Annotated in this window: 19 protein-coding genes; 6 read left to right on the top strand and 13 right to left on the bottom strand. The window is 67.1% G+C overall.

What is annotated here, in order from left to right; all coding sequences use genetic code 11:
- Window positions 1-59 precede the first annotated feature (59 nt).
- Both F5544_RS26795 and F5544_RS26790 read left to right on the top strand, forming a co-directional pair.
- Window positions 60-1,592, top strand: a complete 1,533-nt coding sequence (locus F5544_RS26795) for a glycosyltransferase family 39 protein (protein WP_167475747.1) — start codon at window positions 60-62, stop codon at window positions 1,590-1,592.
- A 19-nt stretch (window positions 1,593-1,611) separates the two neighbouring features.
- The gene (locus F5544_RS26790) at window positions 1,612-1,968 is read left to right on the top strand and encodes an arsenate reductase family protein (protein WP_167475746.1); all 357 of its coding nucleotides are present in this window, start codon (window positions 1,612-1,614) and stop codon (window positions 1,966-1,968) included.
- A 6-nt stretch (window positions 1,969-1,974) separates the two neighbouring features.
- Here F5544_RS26790 and F5544_RS26785 read toward each other — a convergent pair whose 3' ends face one another.
- Window positions 1,975-2,499 carry an NUDIX hydrolase gene (locus F5544_RS26785; RefSeq protein WP_167475745.1) on the bottom strand — a complete coding sequence of 175 codons (525 nt, stop codon included), beginning with the start codon at window positions 2,497-2,499 and terminating at the stop codon, window positions 1,975-1,977.
- Window positions 2,500-2,550: 51 nt separating this feature from the next.
- On the opposite strand from F5544_RS26785, the gene F5544_RS26780 reads away from it, so the two are divergent.
- Window positions 2,551-2,928, top strand: a complete 378-nt coding sequence (locus tag F5544_RS26780) for a nitroreductase family deazaflavin-dependent oxidoreductase (RefSeq protein ID WP_167475744.1) — start codon at window positions 2,551-2,553, stop codon at window positions 2,926-2,928.
- Window positions 2,929-2,934: 6 nt separating this feature from the next.
- Here the strand turns inward: F5544_RS26780 and yidC are convergent, their stop codons facing one another.
- Both yidC and F5544_RS26770 read right to left on the bottom strand, forming a co-directional pair.
- A complete protein-coding gene (yidC, locus tag F5544_RS26775; protein WP_167475743.1) occupies window positions 2,935-3,843 on the bottom strand; it encodes a membrane protein insertase YidC in 909 nt (302 codons plus the stop codon).
- A gap of 94 nt (window positions 3,844-3,937) precedes the next feature.
- Window positions 3,938-4,234 (bottom strand): DUF6412 domain-containing protein, encoded by a 297-nt coding sequence (locus tag F5544_RS26770; protein WP_167475742.1) that lies wholly within the window; start codon window positions 4,232-4,234, stop codon window positions 3,938-3,940.
- 76 nt (window positions 4,235-4,310) lie between these two features.
- Between F5544_RS26770 and F5544_RS26765 the strand changes: the two genes are divergently transcribed.
- On the top strand, window positions 4,311-4,733 hold the full coding sequence (locus F5544_RS26765) for a pyridoxamine 5'-phosphate oxidase family protein (RefSeq protein ID WP_167475741.1): 423 nt from the start codon (window positions 4,311-4,313) through the stop codon (window positions 4,731-4,733).
- A gap of 7 nt (window positions 4,734-4,740) precedes the next feature.
- On the opposite strand, the gene F5544_RS26760 is transcribed toward F5544_RS26765, so the two are convergent.
- Complete coding sequence (locus F5544_RS26760; protein ID WP_167475740.1) at window positions 4,741-5,391, bottom strand: TetR/AcrR family transcriptional regulator; 651 nt, start codon at window positions 5,389-5,391, stop codon at window positions 4,741-4,743.
- A gap of 30 nt (window positions 5,392-5,421) precedes the next feature.
- Between F5544_RS26760 and F5544_RS26755 the strand changes: the two genes are divergently transcribed.
- Entirely contained in the window at window positions 5,422-5,772 is a 351-nt protein-coding gene (locus F5544_RS26755; protein ID WP_238846680.1) for a DUF6463 family protein, read from the top strand.
- A 278-nt stretch (window positions 5,773-6,050) separates the two neighbouring features.
- Here the strand turns inward: F5544_RS26755 and F5544_RS26750 are convergent, their stop codons facing one another.
- The 8 genes from F5544_RS26750 to F5544_RS26715 all read right to left on the bottom strand — a co-directional run bounded on the left by F5544_RS26750 (window position 6,051) and on the right by F5544_RS26715 (window position 18,162).
- Window positions 6,051-7,595 carry an FAD-dependent monooxygenase gene (locus F5544_RS26750; protein ID WP_167475738.1) on the bottom strand — a complete coding sequence of 515 codons (1,545 nt, stop codon included), beginning with the start codon at window positions 7,593-7,595 and terminating at the stop codon, window positions 6,051-6,053.
- 110 nt (window positions 7,596-7,705) lie between these two features.
- On the bottom strand, window positions 7,706-8,320 hold the full coding sequence (locus F5544_RS26745) for a TetR family transcriptional regulator (protein WP_167475737.1): 615 nt from the start codon (window positions 8,318-8,320) through the stop codon (window positions 7,706-7,708).
- 105 nt (window positions 8,321-8,425) lie between these two features.
- Window positions 8,426-9,790 carry a condensation domain-containing protein gene (locus F5544_RS26740; protein WP_167475736.1) on the bottom strand — a complete coding sequence of 455 codons (1,365 nt, stop codon included), beginning with the start codon at window positions 9,788-9,790 and terminating at the stop codon, window positions 8,426-8,428.
- Entirely contained in the window at window positions 9,790-11,259 is a 1,470-nt protein-coding gene (locus tag F5544_RS26735; RefSeq protein ID WP_167475735.1) for a condensation domain-containing protein, read from the bottom strand. The genes F5544_RS26740 and F5544_RS26735 overlap by 1 nt, the downstream gene beginning before the upstream one ends.
- A complete protein-coding gene (locus F5544_RS26730; protein ID WP_167475734.1) occupies window positions 11,250-12,728 on the bottom strand; it encodes a condensation domain-containing protein in 1,479 nt (492 codons plus the stop codon). The genes F5544_RS26735 and F5544_RS26730 overlap by 10 nt, the downstream gene beginning before the upstream one ends.
- A 697-nt stretch (window positions 12,729-13,425) precedes the next feature.
- On the bottom strand, window positions 13,426-14,595 hold the full coding sequence (locus F5544_RS26725) for a PucR family transcriptional regulator (protein ID WP_167475733.1): 1,170 nt from the start codon (window positions 14,593-14,595) through the stop codon (window positions 13,426-13,428).
- Between the two features lie 19 nt (window positions 14,596-14,614).
- Window positions 14,615-16,423, bottom strand: coding sequence for an AMP-dependent synthetase/ligase (locus tag F5544_RS26720; protein WP_167475732.1), 1,809 nt, complete (start codon window positions 16,421-16,423; stop codon window positions 14,615-14,617).
- Window positions 16,424-16,569: 146 nt separating this feature from the next.
- Window positions 16,570-18,162, bottom strand: a complete 1,593-nt coding sequence (locus F5544_RS26715; protein WP_167475731.1) for a right-handed parallel beta-helix repeat-containing protein — start codon at window positions 18,160-18,162, stop codon at window positions 16,570-16,572.
- A gap of 250 nt (window positions 18,163-18,412) precedes the next feature.
- On the opposite strand from F5544_RS26715, the gene glnA reads away from it, so the two are divergent.
- Entirely contained in the window at window positions 18,413-19,849 is a 1,437-nt protein-coding gene (glnA, locus tag F5544_RS26710; protein ID WP_167475730.1) for a type I glutamate--ammonia ligase, read from the top strand.
- Here the strand turns inward: glnA and F5544_RS26705 are convergent.
- Window positions 19,834-20,544 carry a TetR/AcrR family transcriptional regulator gene (locus tag F5544_RS26705; protein ID WP_167475729.1) on the bottom strand — a complete coding sequence of 237 codons (711 nt, stop codon included), beginning with the start codon at window positions 20,542-20,544 and terminating at the stop codon, window positions 19,834-19,836. The two genes, glnA and F5544_RS26705, sit on opposite strands and share 16 nt — an antisense overlap.
- Between the last annotated feature and the right edge of the window lie 21 nt (window positions 20,545-20,565).

Genomic DNA, 20,565 nt, shown 5'->3' with positions numbered 1-20,565 from the left:
GCGCGGATCGCCGTTCGCGCGAGCTAAATTCGACGCACCTACCCTCCGGGAGCTGCGCCATGACCGATACCGAAGATCGTCAGGAGCTCGCCTCACCCGATACGCGCCCGCCGGTGGCCACCGGCGGGATCGCCGCCGTTGCCGCGGTGTCGGCGGCCGTACTGCTGTTCGCGGCGAGCAGATACGACTACTTCGGCGACGAGCTGTATTTCCTGGCGGCCGGGCGGCACCTCTCCTTCGGCTACGCCGACCAGGGTCCGGTGCTGCCCACGCTGGCGCGGACCATGGACACCATCGCGCCGGGTTCGTTCTTCCTGCTGCGGCTGCCCGCGGTGCTGCTCACCGTGCTCGCGATCGTGCTGACGGCGCTCATCGCCCGGGAGTTCGGCGGCGGCCGCGCGGCGCAGGTGCTGGCCGCGCTCGGCTACGCCACCTCGCCGTTCCTGTTACTGCAGGGCAAACTGCTCACGACGAACGCGGTCGACACCGTGCTGTGGGTGATCATCACCTGGCTGCTCGTGCACTGGGTACGCAGCCGCTGGGATCCGCTGCTGCTGTGTGCCGCCGCCGTCACCGCCATCGATATGCAGGTGAAATGGCTGATCCCGTTTTTCTGGATCGCGGTGGCGGTCAGCTCGCTGGTGTTCGGGCCGCGTGAGCTGGTGCGCAGGCCGCTGCTGTGGGCGGGTGGTTTGCTGGTGCTGGTCGCGACGGCCCCGACGCTGCTCTGGCAGAGCCACCACGGCTGGCCGCAGCTGGAGATGGGCAAGGTGATCAGCGGCGAGCAGGGGATTCTCGGCGGCTGGCTGATGTTCGTTCCGCTCACGGCGCTGACCGCCGGATACCTGGGCGCGGTGCTGCTGGTGTACGGCGTGTGGGTGCTGCTGCGCGAGCCGCGGCTGCGGGCGTACCGGTTCCTCGGGGTCACGTTACTGCTGCTGGTGGTGACCTTTCTCGTGGTCGGTGGCCGAATCTATTACGCGGCGGGCATGTTCGGGGTGGTGATGGCCGCGGGCGCGACCGGGATCGTCGCGCTCGCCGAGCGGCTCGGCACCGGAGGGCGGCGGGCGCTGATCGCGGGCGGCGTCGTATTGGCAACCGTCGCGGCAGGTTTCGTGCTCTGGGCGACGCCGTGGCGGTCGGCCGACGGCATCGAGCCGCCGAAGAGCCAGGCCGACGCGACCATCAATATCGGCGTATACGGCGAATTCGGTTGGCCCGAACTGACTTCCGCGGTGCTGCGGGCCTATGACGAACTGCCGGAGCCGGAGCGGTCGAATGCGATCGTCATCACCGACACCTACTGGCAGGCGAGCGCGCTCGACCAGTTCGACCGGAATCGCCTGCCGCCCATCTACAGTCCGAGCCGCGGCTACGGATACTTCGGCGCCCCACCGGATTCCGCGAGCGTGGTACTCGCCATCGCGGTGAACGAATCGTTCCTGCGCTGGGATTTCGATCGGGTCGAGCCGGTGGGCAAGGTGGACAGCAGGCTCGGCTACCCGGGCAGCACCCAGGACGTCACCATCTGGAAGTGCACCGGGCTGCGGCATCCGTGGTCGCAGGTGTGGCCGGTCTGGATGCATCTGTAGCGCGGATTATTCTTCGTCCATGACCGAGATCTGGCACAACCCGCGGTGCACGAAGAGCCGTGCCGCCCTCAGCTTCCTGGAAGACGCGGGCCTCGACTACACCGAGCGCCGCTACCTCGATCAGCCGCCCACCGTCGCCGAACTGAAGGCGGTGCTGAAGCGGCTCGGTGCGGAGCCGTGGGAGATCACCCGAACCGGCGAACAGGCGGCGAAGGATCTCGGCATGTCCACGTGGGGCCGCACGCCCGCCGATCGGGAGCGGTGGATCGAGGCGCTGGCCGCGGACCCTCGGCTGATCCAGCGGCCGATCGTGCTGCTCGACGACGGCCGCGCGGTGGTCGCGCGCTCCGAGGACGCGCTGCGCTCACTCGAATGACCGCGTTCAGGTGAACATTTCGGGGATGAGCACCCGGGTGTCGGGGACGAACGGCCAATCCGGGTCGGCGAGGTGCGCGCGCAGCCGCTGCTCGGTCCACCACCAGCCGTCCGCGATCTCCTCCGGTTGATGCCGGATCGGTCCGTCGTAGCGCAGTTCGTAGGCGAAAAGATGGCAGCGCATGGGCTTTCCGAGCCATTCGCCGTCCCAGGACGCGCTGGCCAGCGGCAGCGGCGGGGTTTCGGCGACGATGCCGAGTTCCTCGGCGAGTTCGCGGGTCGCGGTGTCGGCCGGATCCTCGCCGGGGTCGACGACGCCGCCCGCCAGGCAGTCGTGCATACCGGCGAAAACCATTTTGGTCTCGGTGCGGCGGTGCACGTATATCCGCTCGCCGTCGCCGGAGCGGACCAGCACGCCGGCGCTGGCGTGCCAGAGCCCGTCGCGGTAGACGGTGGCCCGGTCGGCCGCGCCGATCACCCGTCCGGCGCTGTCGTACACCGCGATCCGCTCCGAGTGTGGTTGTGCCGGCACCGGAAGAGGGTACCGTTGTGCCGTCCGGTATCCGAAGAGAGGACCGCGTCGATGACGTTGCCGCGCGCGCTCGGGAAATTCAATCGGTACGCCACCAATCAGGTGGCCGGTCTGGTCGCGGGCCGGGCGCCCGGATTCGGCATCGTGGTGCATCGGGGCCGAAAATCCGGGCGGGTATACCGCACCCCGGTCACGGTTTTCGAACGCGATGGCGGTTACCGCATCGCGCTCACCTACGGGACCGGCGTCGACTGGCTCAAGAATGTGCTCGCCGCAGGGGATTTCGAGCTGGAGGTCAGGGGGAAGGTCGTCGAGATGACCAATCCCGTTGTGCACCATGATCCTTCGGCCGGTTGGGCGCCCGCGCCGGTGCGGCTGGTGCTACAGACCATCTCCGCGACCGATTACGTGCAGGCCCAACCGGCCTGAGCTGGGTTACGTACGGTTCTTGACCCGCTTGGGTCGCGCGCCGGGCTTCGGGGTGTTCGACGCCCGGATCTCCGCGGTGCGTTGCGCGGCCGCGGCGGCCCGTTGCCGTTCATCGGCGTCGAGCCTGCGATAGACCAGGTGCTGCTGGGCGAAGGTGCATGCGTTGTTGGTGACGAAGTACAGCAGGATCGCCACCGGCATCACCATGCCGCCGACCAGCGCCATCGCCGGGAACAGCCACAGGCTGAGCGGGCGCATGAACGGGATCGCCGTCGAATCCTGCCGCGTCATCGAGGTGCGTGCGGTGAAATGCGTTGCCACCGCGGCGATCAGCATGAGCGGTACGGCGACCAGCGCCACCGATGCGACGAGATCACCGGCGGTGGCCATCGCCGTCGACAGCGGCACGCCGAGGATCTTCGCGTGCAGGAACGATTGCACGTCGTCGGCGCCGAATACGTAATTCGGTGTCGCGGCGTTCTGTTCGGGTGTCATCCGGCCCGAGGACAGGAACGGCAGATTCGTGTGCTGCTCGGTGCGATCGAAGGACCGCAACACATGGAACAGCCCGAGGAAAAGCAGGAGCTGCGCGAAGACGGTCACCATGGTGAGCAGGGTGGCCAGGGCGCTTATCCCGTTCTCCTGATACAACTTCTGCAGTTCGGTGCTCTGCTTGATCCGGTCCGCTTTGTACTGCTGCTGGATCTTCTTCATCTCCGGCCTGATGCGCGCGATAACCGCTTGGGTGCGAGCCTGTTTCAGGAACGGCAGAAAAAGTACGGCGCGGAAGGTGAGCACCAGGAATACGACGGCGAGAATCCAGGCGAGCCCGCTCGCCGGACCGAAGACGAATCCGAAAACGCTGTGCCACACCGCGAGTACGGCCGACACCGGATAGTAGATGAAGTTGAGCAAGGTGGATACCTGACTGTGGGGCGTGCGTCGCGCACGCGCGGACGTTGGTCAACCGCTGCCGACGTCCCCGCGGCCGTGCCTAGGGCGCGGGTGGTCAGCGGACCGCGCGACCGGGCGCTCGTGGCCGGACCCGCCCCGGCGCATCCGGATTGCTCTGCCGCAGAAAGGATCCCCGCAATCGGCGCTGCGCGGACGGTGGCGGACCGGAGACGTAGACCCGGATCGGCACCAGCCGGGTGGTCTGCAACGCGACCAGCGCCAGCACCAGCTCGGCGGCCACCACACCGACCACCGCGAGTGATGTCGCCTTGTCCGGCACGGCGAACAGCGCCAACGCGGGCAGGACGGTTGCGAAGATCGCAAACGCCGTCAACTGGGCCCGCGTGAACATGCTGCCGAGCGTACCTGCGGCGGTCGGGCGCGGCCAACAGCGTCAATGGGGCGGACCGGTCGGTACCGTTGTTGATATGGCACTGAGTTCACCGGAACGTCAGGAATTTCTCGCCCAGCCGCATATCGGTGCGCTAGCCGTCACCGCGGGCCCCGACCGTGCCCCATTGACCGTCCCCATCTGGTATCAGTACGCCCCCGGCGGTGAATTATGGGTGCTGACCGGCCCGAAGAGCCGCAAATTCGCCCTCATCGAACAGGCGGGCCGGTTCAGCCTGATGGCCGAGACCCTCGAACCAAGCGTTCGATATGTCACGGTCGAGGGCCCGGTCACCCGGGTCGTTCCGATGACCGACGAACTGCACCTCGAGATGGTCACCCGCTATCTCGCTCCGGAGAAGGTCGACGCCTACCTCGCCAAATCCGCGGCGTTCGGCCCGCAGGTCGCCATCTACATGCGCCCCGAGCACTGGCTCTCCGCCGACCTCGGCGCCCTTTAGCTTCCTCTCACGAGTTACGAGCCTGGCTTGCGGCATCGAAAACTGTTGCCGCAAAAGAGGACTCGGACCGTGGCGGGCGCAGCAGCCGGTGCACGACGGCGGCCGTTGCGGTGGCGATGACGTCGTCGACCCAGTCCGGAATGGGCGCCGCGTTCGCGATGTACTCGCGGACCAGCCCATAGGGAATCGCCTTGACGGCCGCCACCGCGATCGCCATATGCTGCTCGTCGGCGTCGCCGAACTGCGCCGCGACGGCGGCGCGCAGCGCATCGTTCATCCGGTCGTTGACCGTGGTGATCTCGGCGCGCAACTCATCGGGCCCCACCGCCAGCAGCTCCTCGCGCCGGAACATCTTCATCGCACGGGCTTCGGTGGGATGCGCACGGCAGTATTTCGCCAGGTGCATGGCGGCCCCGAGCAGCGGGTCGGCTCCCGACAGTGCGGCGATGAAACCCACATGGAAACGCTGGATCGAACGCAGCCACAGTCGTGCGAGCAACTCTTCGCGGGAGGCGAAGCGCACGTAGATGGATCCGGTGTGGACGCCGGAGGCGGCACTGATCGCGGCGATTGTCGGCCGGGTCGTCGCCGGATCCGCGAGCAGATCGCGTGCTGCGTCGAGGACTTGGTCATCGGTGAATCGCCGGGGTCTTGCCACGGGGAACAGCCTAAGGCAATGTTTTGGAATATGGATTCAAAAACCGCGTTCCCGCTGACGGGCACCCTGGTCACCTTCATCGGATCGGCGCATACCGCGCTCGGCTGCGTCATCTGGGCGACCGGTCGAGAGCAGACCGAGCTCGCGTTCTGGTTCACCGCGTTCGGAGTCGCCGCCGTCGGCCTCGGTATCGCCGTAATCGAGACGGAGCGAACCCGGGGCTATGTGCCCGCGTCGATCCTCACCGCGACCGCCGCTCTCACGGCGTTCGGCCTCATCTTCGAACCCGTATCCGGGTTCCTCACCGTCCTGGTGCCGCTGGCCACCGGCGTTCGCGGCTGGCTGCGGCATCGCCGCAGCGCCGCCGTCCCGGTCGGCTGAGCCGAATCAGGTTCGGCCGCAACGCGATTCCGACGTCCTACGGGGCGTCGCGGCTGCTGGGTGTGCGCGGTGGAGCGCTCGTCACCGCCGATGCCGCCGCCATTCCCGATTCCGCCTCGACCATATGCGATTTCGGTGCCTGAGTGATTGGCGGCGGTAGGTGAAGCCGATCGCGATCATGATCGGTGCGAAACCTCTTGCGGTGCATGACTCGTAAGCGCCGGTCTGCAAACCCAGGTTGCGGCGCCGGGGTATTCCCAGCGCCGCAACCGGGTGATCTACCGCACTGGGGCGAGGGAGCGAGCGGGACCGAACCAGCGGTTCAGCGCCGCGCGCAGGCCCGGATCGTCCGGGTGGACGGGGGAGTCGGTGGCCCAGGCGACGTAGCCGTCGGGCCGGATGAGTAGGGCGGCCGCGGGTGCGTCGGGGCTGATGGCGTTGACCAGGTCGATGCGGTCGGTCCAGCCGTCGAGGTGTTCGGACCAGGGTTCGCCGGTGAGGTTCAGCAGGACCGGGCGGGCGCTGTGCAGCAGTTCGGCGACCCGCTGACCGGTGTCGAGGCGGAAATCCGGTACGAGATAACCGGATACGCGGTGCTCGTCGCCGGTGTCGTAGCGGATGTCGGCCCCGGCCATGAGGTTCGCGATGTAGGCGACATTGTCCGGATTGCGCAGCAGCTCGCCGAAAAGCTGACGCAGCGCGGTGATCTCGGGTCCCGGCGATACCAGGACGGATTGGGAGAGCGATTGCATGGCGGTGCGTTCGGCGGACCTGCGCCGCTCGGCCTGGTAGGTGTCGAGCAAGCCGTCGGGCGCCCAGCCGTTGAGCTGTGCGGCGAGCTTCCAGCCCAGGTTGAACGCGTCCTGCAGACCGAGGTTGAGGCCGGGCCCACCGATCGCCGAATGTACGTGTGCCGCATCGCCGATCAGGAAGATATTGCCGACGCGGTACTCCTGCGCCACCCGGGTGTTTTGTCCGACTATGCGGCGCAACGCGAATGGGCCGGGTCCGGTCGGCGGCTCGATCGGAACCGGAACGCCGAGCACGCGCTCGATGGCGTCGCGCAATTCCTGGAAGTCCATGGGCGCCTGTTCGTCTACCGGCTCGGCTCCGTGCTCCATGACGCCCATCAGGGTGCCGGTCGGCATCTGCGCGAAGATGAACATGCCACGCTCGACCCTGTTGTGCGCGGGCTGGAATCGGCCCGCGCCGGGTATCTCGATCCCGCCGTCTGCGGTGCGCAGCTCGTCCGGCATCGTGACATGCCCTATCCGAGAGATGTGCGAATCGTTTGTGCTGCCCGGGAATTCGATACCCGTCAGTTTGCGGACCGTGCTCTTGCCGCCGTCCGCGCCCACCAGGTAGCGAGTGGCGAGTTCGAGCGGGCCGTCCGGTGTCGTGACCGTGACGAGCACGTCATCGCCGTCCTGGCGCAGACCGGTGACCTCATGGCCCCACCTGATATCCACCTCGAGCTCGGCCGCGAGAGCGAGCAGCTTCTCGATCAATTCCGGCTGCGAAACCAACAGGCCGGTAAGTGGATTGGGATCCAGGTCGGTGAAATCCATTCGCAGCGCGCCGAAGACGAACCCGGGCATCGGCTGCGGACCGTCGGACAACCCGCCCCACGCGGTGTAGAGCCCGCGCATATCGAGAACCCGCGCCACCGGGCCGACCAAGCCGTTCGCCTTGGGTTCGCCGCTCGGACCGGCCAAGCGTTCCAACACGATCGGCCGAATACCGGCTCGCGCCAGCTCGCAGGCGAGCATCAGCCCGTTCGGTCCGGCACCGGAAATCACTACATCAGTGCGGTTTTCGGACATGACAAAGACACCTCTTGTCTCACTTGGTGTTTCGGAGCTGACTGCCCCGTTTACCGGCACGACAAGGTAAACCCCTTGTCGTTCTTGGTGTTTCGGTTACGCGGTCCGCGTCATCGCGGAGCGGGTAGACCGTCGGCGATCGCCTCGAATGCCTGTTCCAGTAGCGGAATTATCGACATCGGGGGATCGGCGTGTATGTAGACGTGCATGGCGGCGCTGTAGGCGGAGTGCACCGTGCCGACGACCAGGCGCGGATACAGATCGTGCACCGGGTCGGTGCCCGTTCGTTCGGCGATGGCCGCGATGAGATCGCCGAAGACCTCGGATCCGAAGAAGGCGCCCTGGATCTCGGGCTGAGTCGCGAACTTGCGTACCTCGGCCAGATGTCCCGGGGTCGGCACCGGCGCGTACCTCAGCCCGTCGTTCTCCAGTGGCTCCAGCACCGCCGCGGTGATCGCGGTCCAGATCGGCTCGTCCGCCGGGCGGGCGCGCAGCACCTTCACGGTGCGCTGTATGCGTTCGATTTGACGATAGGCCAGCGCATCGAATTTTCCGTTGAAGTAGTTGTTGAACGTGCGCACCGATACGCCCGCCCTGGCCGCGATGTCCTCCCGGACCACATTGTCCAACCCGCGCTCGAAGATCAACTCGAATGCCGCGTCGCTCAACGCCTTTCGGGTATCGAGCTTCTTGCGTTCGCGGAGTCCGAGCTTCTCCTCTGCCATGACACGAGCATGACAGAAAATTGCCCACCGGGCAATGTTTCCCGGTGGGCAATTTTATGGCGAACGGGTTGAGCGGCAACGACTCCGGTGGCGAAACTGCTGTACTTACCCGCCCTGGGCCGCGCCGACCAGGGTCTTCGCCACCCGGTCCAGGAAGTCCGTGACCAGGGGCCGTGCGGTGGGGGTGTCCGGGAACCGGGTCCGCAGCGACAGGCCGTCGTCGGTGCGGGTGAACCAGAGCTGGACATCGTCCAGCGACGCGCTACGGCTGAACTGCACCGGATTGCGCGGCCGGGTGCGGGTGGTGTCGCAGCGCGAACCACCCGGCAGGTGGCGGTAGTCGGTGTACGAGACGCTGAACAGGTCGTGCCTGGTGCGCCGCAGTTCCGGACCGAGTGCGGCGAGCACCTGGGTGGCGGGCACATGGGCGAGCCGCTGCCCGTTCCGGATGGCCGCGTCGGCGCCCGCCACGGTGGTCGCGAAATCCTTCGCGGCCGGGACGCGCGCGGGCGCGTTCGCGACGAGCCAACCAAAGGTGTTGTGATGCCGTGGTTCTCGGCGGGTGTGCACCGGGAATACCAGATCCGTCGCCGCGCCGCCGCCCAATTCGGCGGCGGCCAGCGCCACCGGCGCCAGCAGTGCGGCGAACAGGGAATGACCGGCCGCCCGCGCCCGCCGGTGCAGCGCATCGGTGGCCGTCGGTCCGAGCAGCGGCCGGACATCGCCGCCGAACGGCGCCCGCGAACCGGCCGGAATCCCCAAATCCACTGGGAAATGCGGCAGGTCGTCGCCCGCCTCGCGCAGGAAATCCCGCCAGCCGCGGATCAGCGGTCCCGTCGTCGCCGACGGGACGGCCGCCTCCCGGCCCGAATAGCACAGGAAACTCCCGGCCTCCGGCAGCGCGACCCGCGCCGTATCACCCTCGTCCAGCGCCGCCCGGTAGAGCTCGTCCAGTTCGGTGACGGCGATGGTGATCGACCAGGCATCGCAGATGGCGTGGTCGAAACCGACTATCACGGTGGATATTTCGGGCCTGCTGACCGCGCCGAGGAAATACGGCGGGAAGCGGAACGGATCGCATGCCGCGTCCAGCCGCGCGCCGAGCAGTGCGCGCAGTTCCGCGGTGGAATCCGCGGCCACCGGCGCCCGGCGTTCCAGCCGAATGTCGGTGTCCGACACCAGATGTACCGCGACCGGACCGCCGCCCGCCGGCTCGGCGAAGCAGCAGTGCAGCGCGTCGTGCCGCGGAATCCAGGCCGTGAACGCCGCCTCCAGCGCGGCCTCGTCGATCGGCCCGGCCACCTCGAACTGTGCCGCGAGCCAATTGGTCGGCGCGCCGGAACTCAGGTGGATGGCCTGGTTCGAGGTGGGCGGTGTCGGGTCGAAGGCCGGGCCGGGATCGGCGATCGCGGTCCACTCCAACAGTTTTCCGGGTTCGGGATCGAGGTGATCGAGGAATAGCAGACGCATCACGGCCCCTGTACGGTCGAAAGTGCCGAATCCTCGGGCGCGCTCGCGGTGAAGTCGCCGATGGCGGCCACCGTGCGCAGCGTCTCCCGCACCCGGTCGAGGTAGCGCGTCGCGGAGGCGTGCGCGGCCTCGGTGTCCGGATACATCATGGTGACGTGCAGCCGGTCCAGTTCGCGGCTGAACCACACCGGCGAGGTCTGCCCGATCTTGCTGCGCGAGCCGAGCCCGTTGATACCGCTGACGCCCGGCAGCGCATTCTCCAGTGCCGCACCGGAAATGGCGCGCACGTCCATATAGGAGATCCACGGCCATTCGGTGGTCGGCGGCACCTTGGCGGCGGTCAGTTCGGCGGCCCTGGACAGCGCGGCGTGGATCGGCACATCGGACAGCGGCTTCACCCAGTCCAGTGCGAAGCCGGCCCGGCCGATCAGCGCGGAGAACTGTTCGGTGCGGTCGAGTTCGAAGTAGATCGGCAGCAGGTTGATGAACCAGCCTTGGGCCAGTTGGTATTTCGGCTCCTTGCGGGTGCCGACCACATTCAGGGCGAGGTAGTGCGCGCGTCCGGTGAGCGAGAGCTCCGCCAGCGCGATCGCGGCGAACAGGCCCGAGGAGAACGAGCCGCCCGCGTTCTTGCACGCGGTGGCGAACTGTTCGCATTCGGCCGCGTCGAGCAGATCGACCTTGATGCCGCGGCTGTCGACCGCCTCGCCCGGCGCCAGACCGAGGTCGATGGGCAGCGGGCGCACCCGTTCGGCATTGTCGGCGATCATGGCCGCGATCCGGTCCAGCTCCGGCGAACCCGCCGCGACGGCGGCCCGCTCGGCCTTCGCGAATTCCACGTAGCTGCCCACCGGCAGCAGCGGCGGCTCCTGTCCCGCCGCGTACGCGGCGTAGATGCCGTGCAGTTCGAAGATCGCCCCGACCAGCGAAAGTCCGTCGCTGAACGCGTGATCGATGCTGTAGAGCAGGGTGAAGCCATCCGGCCCGTGATCGATGGCGCCGCAGAAGAACGCGGGCCAGCGGGTCGGATCGGCGGCCGAGCGGAACCTGGCGATCAGGGTGTCGCGCAGTTCCTCACCCGAGGCGAAGCTGCCGCCGTAGGTGGTGACCAGGTCGACCTCGTCCGCGCCGAGCAGATGCCGGGTGACGGCGAAGCGGCCGCCGGTCTCGTCGAGATCGAACCAGGAGCGCAGGGTTTCATGCCTGCGCAGGAAGGTGGTGAAGGTCTTGCGCAGCGCCTCCGGGTCCAGCGGCGTCGCGACGGTGAAGCACAGCCCGAGCTCGGAGGCGAGCGGGTTGTCACCGTAGCGCCGGTCGGCCCAGCGGCGGATATGCGACTCCTGCAGGAAAGTCGGTGGTACGGAAGAGGGTTCGGCGTCCGCGACCGCGGAAAGGGTGGCGGCGGTCGGCGAGAACTCAACCAGCGCACCGGGTTTCGGCAGCCAGTCTTCGGTGAGGGTCATTTCCATGACAGCGGCGCTCCTTCGATCGGACGGATGGCGGCGTCCCCGTAGCGGACGAATTCGGCGAGCAGATCCCGCATCCGCAGCACGTGGCGGTGGATATCGCGGGTGGCCCGGGTGGTGCCGGGGTAACGCGTGTTGAGCGTGACGCCCGACGGTGTGCGGATGAACCAGAAGAAGAATTCGTTATCCGACACATTGCGGCTGCGCAGCCATCTGGTATCGGTCTCGACCCAGGTGTCCGACAGCGGGAGGGCGCGAACGTCCATGTAGGACACCATGAACGAGATGCGCGGGCGCGCCTGCAGCAGTTCGCAGACCCGGCCGAACGGCACCGTCGCCGCGGTGCGAACGCGGCGCAGTTCCTCGCCGGCGGGTCCGATCAGCTCGGCGATGCCGCGCGCGGCGGCGGTGTCGAGCTGGAACGGCGCGAGGCCGACGAACCAGCCGAGCGTATCGGCCCACTGTTGCTCGCTGCGGGTGTGCAGCGGGATGACGGTCCGGAAGTCCCGGCCCGCACCGTATTCCGTTGTGGCGGCGGCGAATGCGGCGAGCAGCACGGGGAACAGGCCCTGCCGCTTTTCCCGGGCGGCGGCCGATGCGGCGTCGGCGCCGTCGGCATCGAGCACCTCGATGGTGAGGTTGCGCTGCATCAGCCGGGTCGGTTGCTGTTCGCCCGCGCCGAGCTGGATGGGCCGGGCGGCCACCCGGCTCAGCGGCGCGGTGGGCGCGAGCGGCCCGGTGGTCGCGTCGGATTCGCCCGCGGTCCTGGCGTCGGACAGGAATTCCTGCCAGGTCCGCACGCCGTCGGTGTCGACGGTCGCGGCGTCGGCGCTGCTGCGCTCCTGGTCGCAGAAGTCCAGGTAACTACCCGGGTTCGATTGCGGCGGTTGGCATTTCGGGTCGAGTGCGGCGGCGTAGAACTGTCGCAGCTCGCTGCCGATGGTGATGGTCGAATAGCCGTCCAGGATGGAGTGGTCGGCGGCGATGACCACGGTGAAACCGCCGCGGTTGGCGATGGTGACGCAGACGTAGGCCGGCCACCGGCTCGGTGCGGTGCCCTGGTCCAGCAGGCCCTGTACCAGGTGATAGGTGGAGATGGTCGAGGTCGGCCGTCCGGCGTCGACGGCATGCACCCGGATCTCACCGGGCGGGAGGGTGTAGCGCGCCGGTTTGCCGCCCTCGATGGTGACGTGGCTGCGCAGGCCCTCGTGCCGGTCGATCCAGGCGTCGAGCGCACCGCGCCACGCCTGCGGGTCCAGCGGACCGTCGATGCGGAACGCGTGGCCCAGCCAGTAGTGTCGTTGATCTCGAATTCTGCTGTGCTCCAAGGCATCTCGCAGATGATGCTCGTGGTTGTAGGACACCGCCCTGTTGTCGCGCGGCCAGTCCGCCCAGTGCCTGCGGGCGGTCGGCTGCCACTCGATGACGTGGCCGGCCGACAAGGGGTAGTCGGCCAGTTCGATGAATTCCATGACGCACCTTCAGCTGCCCATCGGTAATTCTTTGCAGAGTCCGGATTACCGATCCGAAAATAGTGACAGTTTTTTTCACATCCGAGAAGCGGGGCTGCGGTCGGGTTCAACCCCGGGACGTCGTCGTCTGGTTCGGAATGAGAAAACCATAAGAGATTTCAAAGCGTTATGTGACGGTGAGGTGAGTCACCGGTATTTACACCGCAAACGAGGAAAACGGCGCCGGGACCGACCGAATGGTCTGCCGCAACGCCGTGGCCTGCAAAGATGTGAAGCGAGGCTTATTAAGTTAGCTGAAAGTGTGCTGAAATCAGTGGTGCACCTCACCTGAAATTCATCATAGCTATACCGAAACGTTACAGGCGCGGGCCCATAAAAGTGAGGTGGCTCGCAGTCGAAACTGCTGGTCGGCTAGCTGTTGTGAGCCGAGGTCGGTGTTGTTGCTTTGACCAGCTGCGATGGTCCCGTGATCTGCGGGTGTGACCGGCTCCGGGTCACCAGCAAACCAGACAAATCGGTTGAAATGGACATAATGGATGCCTGGATCCGCTTGTGGTCCGCAATCATCGGGCCGTTGGCTGGTGTCGATCGATGAAATGCCTGGTGCAACTTTATTTCCATCTGGATGGTTTTAACCGGGACCAGCAATTTCTCGTTTTCGCCTTTTTGCTCAATATGCTCGAGCGGCCGGCGAGTTCTAGGGGGCGAAATCGGCGGACTCCAACCGCCGGGCGAGCCGGGCCGCGGAGAGCGTCATCGCGTCGGCGGGGCGGTGCGGATCGAGTCCGGTGAGCTCGTGCACCCGCGACAGCCGATAGGTGACGGTGTTGCGGTGCACGTTCAGCTGCCGCGCGGTGGCCAGCTGGTTGAATCCGCTGTCGACGAACACCTCCAGCGTCTCCGCCAGCAGCGGCTGGGCATCGAGCGGCGCGAGCACCGCGGCCAGTCCGGGCCGGGCCGCATCGCTCACCGCGACCGTGTACTCGAACTGTAGATGTTGCCTGCGGCACAACACTTCTCGATGGGCCAGGCAGCGGCCCAGCTCGGCGAGCACCCGTGCCTCGTCGAACATCACCGGAATCGACTCGCGGGTATGCGCGGCGCCGACGCCGACCCAGTAGGGCGGCGGCCCGGCCTGCGCCGCGGGCAGGCGTCCGAGCAGCGCGGCCTCGGTCGCGGTGCCGTCGTCGCCGGGCTGCAGTGGGATGAGCGCGGTCCAACCGCCCGCGTCCAGCCGCAGGAAGACGCCGGGAATCGCCTCCACCCGGTGCCGCAGCGCCGATGCGGGCCCGCCGCGCGTGCCCGCCAGCCGGAACACCGCGACGAGGAAGGCATCGGCCACCGGGATCACCGGATCGTTCACCCACTCCACCGGATCCTGGCCGGACAGCAGCGCGTCGGCGATGCCGCGGCGGCGCTCCAGCAGATCCCAGCGCGGATCGTGCACGCGCTGGGAGGCGGCCGTCGAGATCCGGGTGATGATCAGCGTCACGTACTTCAACAGCGCCACCGATACGTCGAGCATCAGCTCGCGCTCGCTCGGCGTCGCCACCGAACGCAGCCGCTCCCAGAGGAAGGCCGCGCCGAGCCGGTAGCGGTCGAGCACCTCGGCCAGCGGGGTGCCGTCGCGCAACCGGTCCATCGCCAGCTCGATCAGCTCCCTGCTGTCCTCCTCGCTGGGCTCGACGCCACGGCGCAGATACTCGAAGAATAGGTCGACGTTCAGCTTGGTTCCGCGCGCGAAATCGGTCTCGACCAGCGATTGCGGCATCTTCTGGTACGGCGGCAGCGCGGTGTAGAACCCCTCGACCATCGCGGCGGCCCGCCGGTGGAGGTCGTCGAACACCCGGGTCCGCGATGGCATCATATGGTTCCCCAGTCTCGGACTAGCTCGAGTACAGCGCCTCGATGGTATCCGTATAGTTCGCTGTGATCGGCTTACGACGTAACTTCCCGGTGGCGGTCAGATAGTCGCCGCCGTTTTCCCAGATGTCCGGCAGCACCGCGTACTTCCTGATCTGTTCGACCCTGGACAGCCTGCGGTTGGCCGCCGCGACACCGTCCTCGATCGCGGCGAGCACCCGCCGGTCGCGCGCCAGCTCGGCCACCGAGTTCGCCGCGATGCCGTTGCGCTCGGCGAACGCCGCGGCCAGCTCCGGGTCGAGCAGGATGAGCGCCGTGTTGAACGGGCGCTCGTCGCCGATCGCGACAACGGTGCCCGCCAGCGGAGTGGTCTCGGCGACGGTGTTCTCGATATTCGACGGCGACATGTTCTTGCCCGCCGCGTTGATGATCAGCTCCTTCTTGCGGTCGATGATCGAGAGGTAGCCGTCGGCGTCGAAGCGGCCGATATCGCCGGTATGCAGCCAACCCTCGGAATCTATTGCCTCGGCGGTCTTTTCCGGCGCGTTGCGGTAACCGCGCATCACCATCTTGCCGCGGATGAGCACCTCGCCGTCCGCGGCGAGCCGCACCTCGGCGCCCGGCAGCGGCGTGCCGACGGTGCCGATCTTCACCCGGTCCGGACCGTTGAGCGTCGCGCCCGCGGTGCATTCGGTCATGCCGTACCCCTCACACAACGGCAGTCCGAGCGCGAGGAAGAACTCGTGCACGTCGGGCGGAATGGCGACCGATCCGGTCACCGCGATCCGGACCTTGTCGAGGCCGAGCCGGAACAGTACGGGAGACAGCACGATTCGATCGGCCAAACGGTACTGTAAGCGGTTGCGTAGTCCGGGTGCGCGGCCGTCGGAGAGCGCGCGCACCCGGGCGCGGCCGACGCCGATGGCCCAGTGGACGAGCGCGCGCCGGACCGGATTCTCCGCGGCGAACCGTTCCTCCAGCGCGCCTTTGACTTTCACCCACACCCTCGGCACGCCGAGGAATACCGTCGGATGCACGGCGGACAGCGCCTCGGCCACCTGTTTGAAATCCGGGACGGTGGTGATCTCGCCGCCCTCCTGCATCGTCAGATAGTGCGCGAACCAGCGGTTGGCCGCATGCGCGTCCGGCAGGTAGGAGATCACCCGGTCGTCGGGGCCGCCGCCGCCGAATTGCTCGATGACGCGGGCGTTTTCGAGGAAATTCGTGTGGGTGAGCTCGACGCCCTTCGGCGGGCCGGTGGTGCCGGAGGTGTACACGATGGTGAGCAGATCGTCCGGATTCACCTTGCGCCAGGTCGCGTCGAAGTCGAAATCCTTTGCCGGATTGGCTATTACGTCGTCCAGCGAGACGGTGCCCGCGGGCGCGCCGTCGACGCAGATGATGTGTTCGACGACGAAGCCCTGCTCGGCCGCCTGCGCTACCGCATCGAGAATCCTTGGTACGAACTGGGTTTCGCAGATCACCGTCTTATTGCCCGCATTGCCGAACTGGTATGTGAGCAGCTCCGCCGGATTGGTGTTGTATACCGAGAACGGTGTCGCGCCGGTGTGCAGCACCGCGGTGTCGCAGAGGTGGAATTCCGGTCGGTTGGTCAGCATCAGCGCCACCGTTTCGCCGGGGCCGATGCCGAGCCCGGCCAGCCCGGCCGCGATATCGCGGACGCGGTCGCCGTATTCGCGCCAGGTGAGCGTCTGCGTGCCGTCATAGCTGCGGATCGCCACCGCGTCGGCGTACCGCGCGACATTCGCCTGGAATGCGGCACATAGCGTGTCCGGGCGGGTGCGCGCCGCCGGGACCTTCGATGAAACCAAGGACCTGACCTCTTGTTCGAGAAATTGGGTGAGGTCACGACAGGGGCGACCTCATCGTCTGTTATCAGCACAACGCATGACGGCACGGGCACGCTAGCGGCAAACGCCAAGATTGTTGCGCGCCGGATTGTGCACTCGACCAAAATTCAGCAGGAAGGCCAGTTGTCCGCGCGCACCGGCAGCGCCGGGGTGGCGAGCTCGGCCGCGACGCCGGGGGCGAAGCAGTTCCGGCCGGTGAAATCGAGGACCGAACCGGGGCCGAGGGTTCCGTCCGATCGACCGAGTGCGATCGGACCCGCCAGCCGCGAATCCTCGACCGTGCCGGTCAGCGCGGCGAGATCGCCGACCGTGCGCACATGCAGCGCCGCGACCGCGACATCGGACACCGCCGTCGCGGCGACGGTGAAGCGCATCTCGTGCGTGGCGGGGTTCGGCCCGGTGGGGGAGTACGCGTAGATACCGATGCCGTCCGCGCTGCACCGGCTCAGCCGCGCGTCGCGCAACTCCAGCGCGGTGTGGTTGTCGCGGCCGAAACTGGCCGAGAACAAACAGGATCCGAGATTGCCCGGCACCAGCGGATTCAGCGCGGCGCCCGGGAACGACGATCCGGAGGCGGTGAGCCCGTCGACGATCAGCGAATGCCGCGCGCCCTCGTCGCTGAGGTTGAGGTTCTGCACGATATCGCCTGGGACGTCGGTGAATTCGCTGTCGGTGAGCCGCACCTCGGTATCCGGCGTTCCATTGCTGGTGACGTATTCGAGGCCGTTGGCCGAGAAGTGGCCGCCGCCGTGCCGATAGGTGTTGCGGTCGATGGTTATTCGCATGCGCGCGCGTTCGGCGGCGTTGACGAAGATGCCCTCGCCGTCGGCGAGCGCGTTGAGCGGATCGCGCTCGGGCAGCGCGATCCCCTGTTGTGTGTTGCCGCGCAGGGTCGCGGTGAGTTCGGAGGCGCCGGTGCTCTGCAGGCCGACGGCGAGTACCGAGAGTTTGGCGATGCCCTCGTTGATGTTCTCGGTCAGATTATCGGTGAGGGTGGCGCTCACCCGCGCGGTTCCGCTGGTCCGCACATCGATGCCGTCGCCGCATGCGGTGTCGCGCACCGTATTCCGCTCGAGTGTCAGAGTGCTCGCGCCCGCGCCGGAATCGATCATGATGCCCGCCCAGCCATTGTTCAGTCCGACCAGATCGGGCGCGGCGGGCAGCGCTCTGCCGAAGGGTACGCCGAGCATCGGCGGGAACGGCTGCACGATGAAGCCGTCGTGACAGTCGCGGTTGGTGCCGGTGACGGTGTTGCCGGTCAACACCGCGACACCCACGTCGGTGCCGTAGATCCCGCCGCGCCGCGCGCCGGTGACGGTGATATCGCTGACCTCGTTGCCGGTGGCGAGGCGGATCGCGTCACCGTCGTTGGCGTTGGTCGAATTGGTCACCGCCGCAATGGATCCGGGTGTTGATCTGCCGATCAGCCGCTGGCCGGGTTGCAGCGCTATCCCGCCATCGAGTGGGGCGGGTCCGCCGAGCACCACGATCGTGTCGCCCGGTCCCGAATTCGCCTGCACCGTTGCCAGCGAATCGAAAGGCTGTGCCGCCGAACCGTTTCCGCCGGGCGCGGCGGCCGCCGCGACATACCAGGTGTGCCCGTCCGCCGCGCGTGCGAAACCGGCTGCGGCGCAGCAGATCACGCAGACGGCGGCGATTCTGGCCGCCGATCTCGGCATGGACGGTGTCGATCTGGTCATGGTGGCCTCCGGTCGCGGTCGTATCCTTCAGCTCACCGCACGGGCGGGTGCCGCGGTAGCGGCAGATTGCCCGATTCGGCCGACCGGAATTGGTTCGACTGCCCGACAGTGCGATTCCGTACCGCTCGGTCTGGGTAACGATTCGCATCCGGTGCGGGCGTCGGGAGTCGTATCGTGAAATGCGGCGAGCAGAACCCTCGTTCGCCTCGCCGAACCGCGGAAAGCGCCGGGCGTCAGCGAGGAGAAAATCGTGCCGAACCCAACCACCGATGGGATAGTCGAATACATCAGCACCGAGGAAGTCGAATACGTCGATATCCGCTTCTGCGACGTTCCCGGTGTGCAGCAACACTTTTCGATTCCGGCCAGCGGTTTCGGCCCGGATCTCGTCGACAACGGGGTCGCCTTCGACGGCTCGTCGGTGCGCGGCTTCCAATCCATCCACGAATCCGACATGCTGCTGTTCCCGGATCTGCGCACCGCACAGCTCGATCCGTTCCGGCAGGCGAAAACGCTGAACATCAATTGTTTCGTGCACGACCCGAACACCCGCGAGGCCTACAGTCGCGATCCGCGCAACGTCGCACGCAAGGCCGAGGAGTACCTGCGCAGCACCGGCGTCGCCGACACCGCGTATTTCGGCCCGGAGGCGGAGTTCTACATCTTCGACGCGGTTCGCTACGACACCACCATGAACGGCGCCTTCTACGAGGTGGATTCGGCGTCGGCGGATTGGAACACCGGCGCGAAGTACAACCCGGACGGCACCCTGAATCGCGGCTACAAGGTGCGCCCCAAGGGCGGCTATTTCCCGGTGGCGCCCTATGACGCCGATGTCGACGTGCGCGACAGCATGTGCACCAATCTGCAGCGGGCCGGTTTCGAACTGGAGAAGGGCCATCACGAGGTCGGCACCGCGGGGCAGGCCGAGATCAACTACCGTTTCAACACCTTGCTGGCCGCCGCCGACGATCTGCAGTTGTACAAGTACATCGTGAAGAACACCGCGTGGCAGTCCGGCAAGACGGTGACCTTCATGCCCAAACCGCTGTTCGGCGACAACGGTTCCGGTATGCACGTGCACCAATCCCTGTGGAAGGACGGTTCGCCGCTGTTCTACGACGAGCAGGGGTATGCCGGATTGTCCGATCTGGCACGGCATTACATCGGCGGCCTGCTGCTGCACGCGTCATCGCTGCTCGCCTTCACCAACCCGACCGTGAATTCCTACAAGCGGCTGGTTCCCGGGTTCGAGGCGCCGGTGAACCTGGTCTACTCACAGCGCAATCGCTCTGCGGCCGTTCGCATTCCGGTCACCGGCACGAATCCGCGGGCCAAGCGGTTGGAGTTCCGCTGCCCGGATTCGTCGGGTAATCCGTATCTGTCCTTCGCGGCGATGATGATGGCCGGGCTGGACGGTATCAAGAACAAGATCGAACCCGCCCAGCCCATCGACAAGGATCTCTACGAGCTCAGCCCGGAGGAGTCCGCCGAGGTGACCCAGACCCCGGCGAGCCTGGAATCGGTGATCGCCCGGCTGGAGGCCGACCACGACTACCTGACCGAGGGCAATGTCTTCACCGAGGATCTGATCGAGACCTGGATCCGGCTCAAGCGCGACACCGAAATCGCCGAAATCAACGTCCGCCCACACCCTTACGAGTTCGAACTCTACTTCGACGTGTAGGTCGATTCGCGGGGGCGCAGCAGGTCTCCGACGATCGTGTCGCGGTCCAGCGGTACGCCGAGGCTGCGGGCGTTGCCCTCGAAGAGTGCCAGTACGGATTCGGTGAGGATGCCTTCGATCTGATCGGAGGTCAGCACCGGATCGGCATCGGCGCGCCAGTCGTTCACCACGCCGTCGACGAAGCCGATGATGCCGAAGGCCATCGGGCGGGCGCGGGCCGGATCGATGCCGGAGCGGGCGAGCGCGACCGCGAACAGGTCGGCCAGGCGCGTGCCGATGCGATCCTTGGCCCCGGCTATGGGGTCGTTCGAATCCCCTTGGGGCGCGGCATTTCCGAGGAACCGATGCAGGTTCGGATGTTCCGCGACCCAGCGCACGTAGGTGCCGACGGCACCGCGCACCGCATCGCGCACGGTGCCGCCGGGGTGCAGCGTCGGCATCAGCTCGGCCAGCAGCGATTCCAGGATGCGGCGGCGGATCTGCTCGTCGAGATCGGGGCGGCCGTCGAAATGCCGGTAGACCACGGTGCGCGGCAGCCGCAGCTGCTCGGCGATCTGCTGCACCGAGACCCCGACGCCCCCGGTCTCGATGGCGGTGATCGCGGCGTCGATGACCTCGCCGCGCCTGCGCGCCTTGTGCCCGGTCCAGCGGGCGGCGCGGCCGTCGGTACCGGGCTTTTCGCTGGTCGTGGTCACAGGAATCACGATACTCGCCCA

The sequence above is a fragment of the Nocardia arthritidis genome, assembly GCF_011801145.1.
GTDB classification, from domain to species: Bacteria; Actinomycetota; Actinomycetes; order Mycobacteriales; family Mycobacteriaceae; genus Nocardia; species Nocardia arthritidis_A.
The sequence above is the reverse complement of the archived record's forward strand: the minus strand, read 5'-3'. Positions and strand labels throughout refer to the sequence as shown.

Coding starts and splice junctions, on each gene's coding strand:
- F5544_RS26795 (WP_167475747.1), top strand. CDS start 60: ATGACCGATACCGAAGATCGTCAGGAGCTCGCCTCACCCGATACGCGC.
- F5544_RS26765 (WP_167475741.1), top strand. CDS start 4,311: ATGGCACTGAGTTCACCGGAACGTCAGGAATTTCTCGCCCAGCCGCAT.
- F5544_RS26790 (WP_167475746.1), top strand. CDS start 1,612: ATGACCGAGATCTGGCACAACCCGCGGTGCACGAAGAGCCGTGCCGCC.
- F5544_RS26745 (WP_167475737.1), bottom strand. CDS start 8,320: ATGGCAGAGGAGAAGCTCGGACTCCGCGAACGCAAGAAGCTCGATACC.
- F5544_RS26725 (WP_167475733.1), bottom strand. CDS start 14,595: ATGATGCCATCGCGGACCCGGGTGTTCGACGACCTCCACCGGCGGGCC.
- F5544_RS26755 (WP_238846680.1), top strand. CDS start 5,422: ATGGATTCAAAAACCGCGTTCCCGCTGACGGGCACCCTGGTCACCTTC.
- F5544_RS26730 (WP_167475734.1), bottom strand. CDS start 12,728: ATGGAATTCATCGAACTGGCCGACTACCCCTTGTCGGCCGGCCACGTC.
- F5544_RS26740 (WP_167475736.1), bottom strand. CDS start 9,790: ATGCGTCTGCTATTCCTCGATCACCTCGATCCCGAACCCGGAAAACTG.
- F5544_RS26750 (WP_167475738.1), bottom strand. CDS start 7,595: ATGTCCGAAAACCGCACTGATGTAGTGATTTCCGGTGCCGGACCGAAC.
- F5544_RS26715 (WP_167475731.1), bottom strand. CDS start 18,162: ATGACCAGATCGACACCGTCCATGCCGAGATCGGCGGCCAGAATCGCC.
- F5544_RS26780 (WP_167475744.1), top strand. CDS start 2,551: ATGACGTTGCCGCGCGCGCTCGGGAAATTCAATCGGTACGCCACCAAT.
- F5544_RS26735 (WP_167475735.1), bottom strand. CDS start 11,259: ATGGAAATGACCCTCACCGAAGACTGGCTGCCGAAACCCGGTGCGCTG.
- F5544_RS26770 (WP_167475742.1), bottom strand. CDS start 4,234: ATGTTCACGCGGGCCCAGTTGACGGCGTTTGCGATCTTCGCAACCGTC.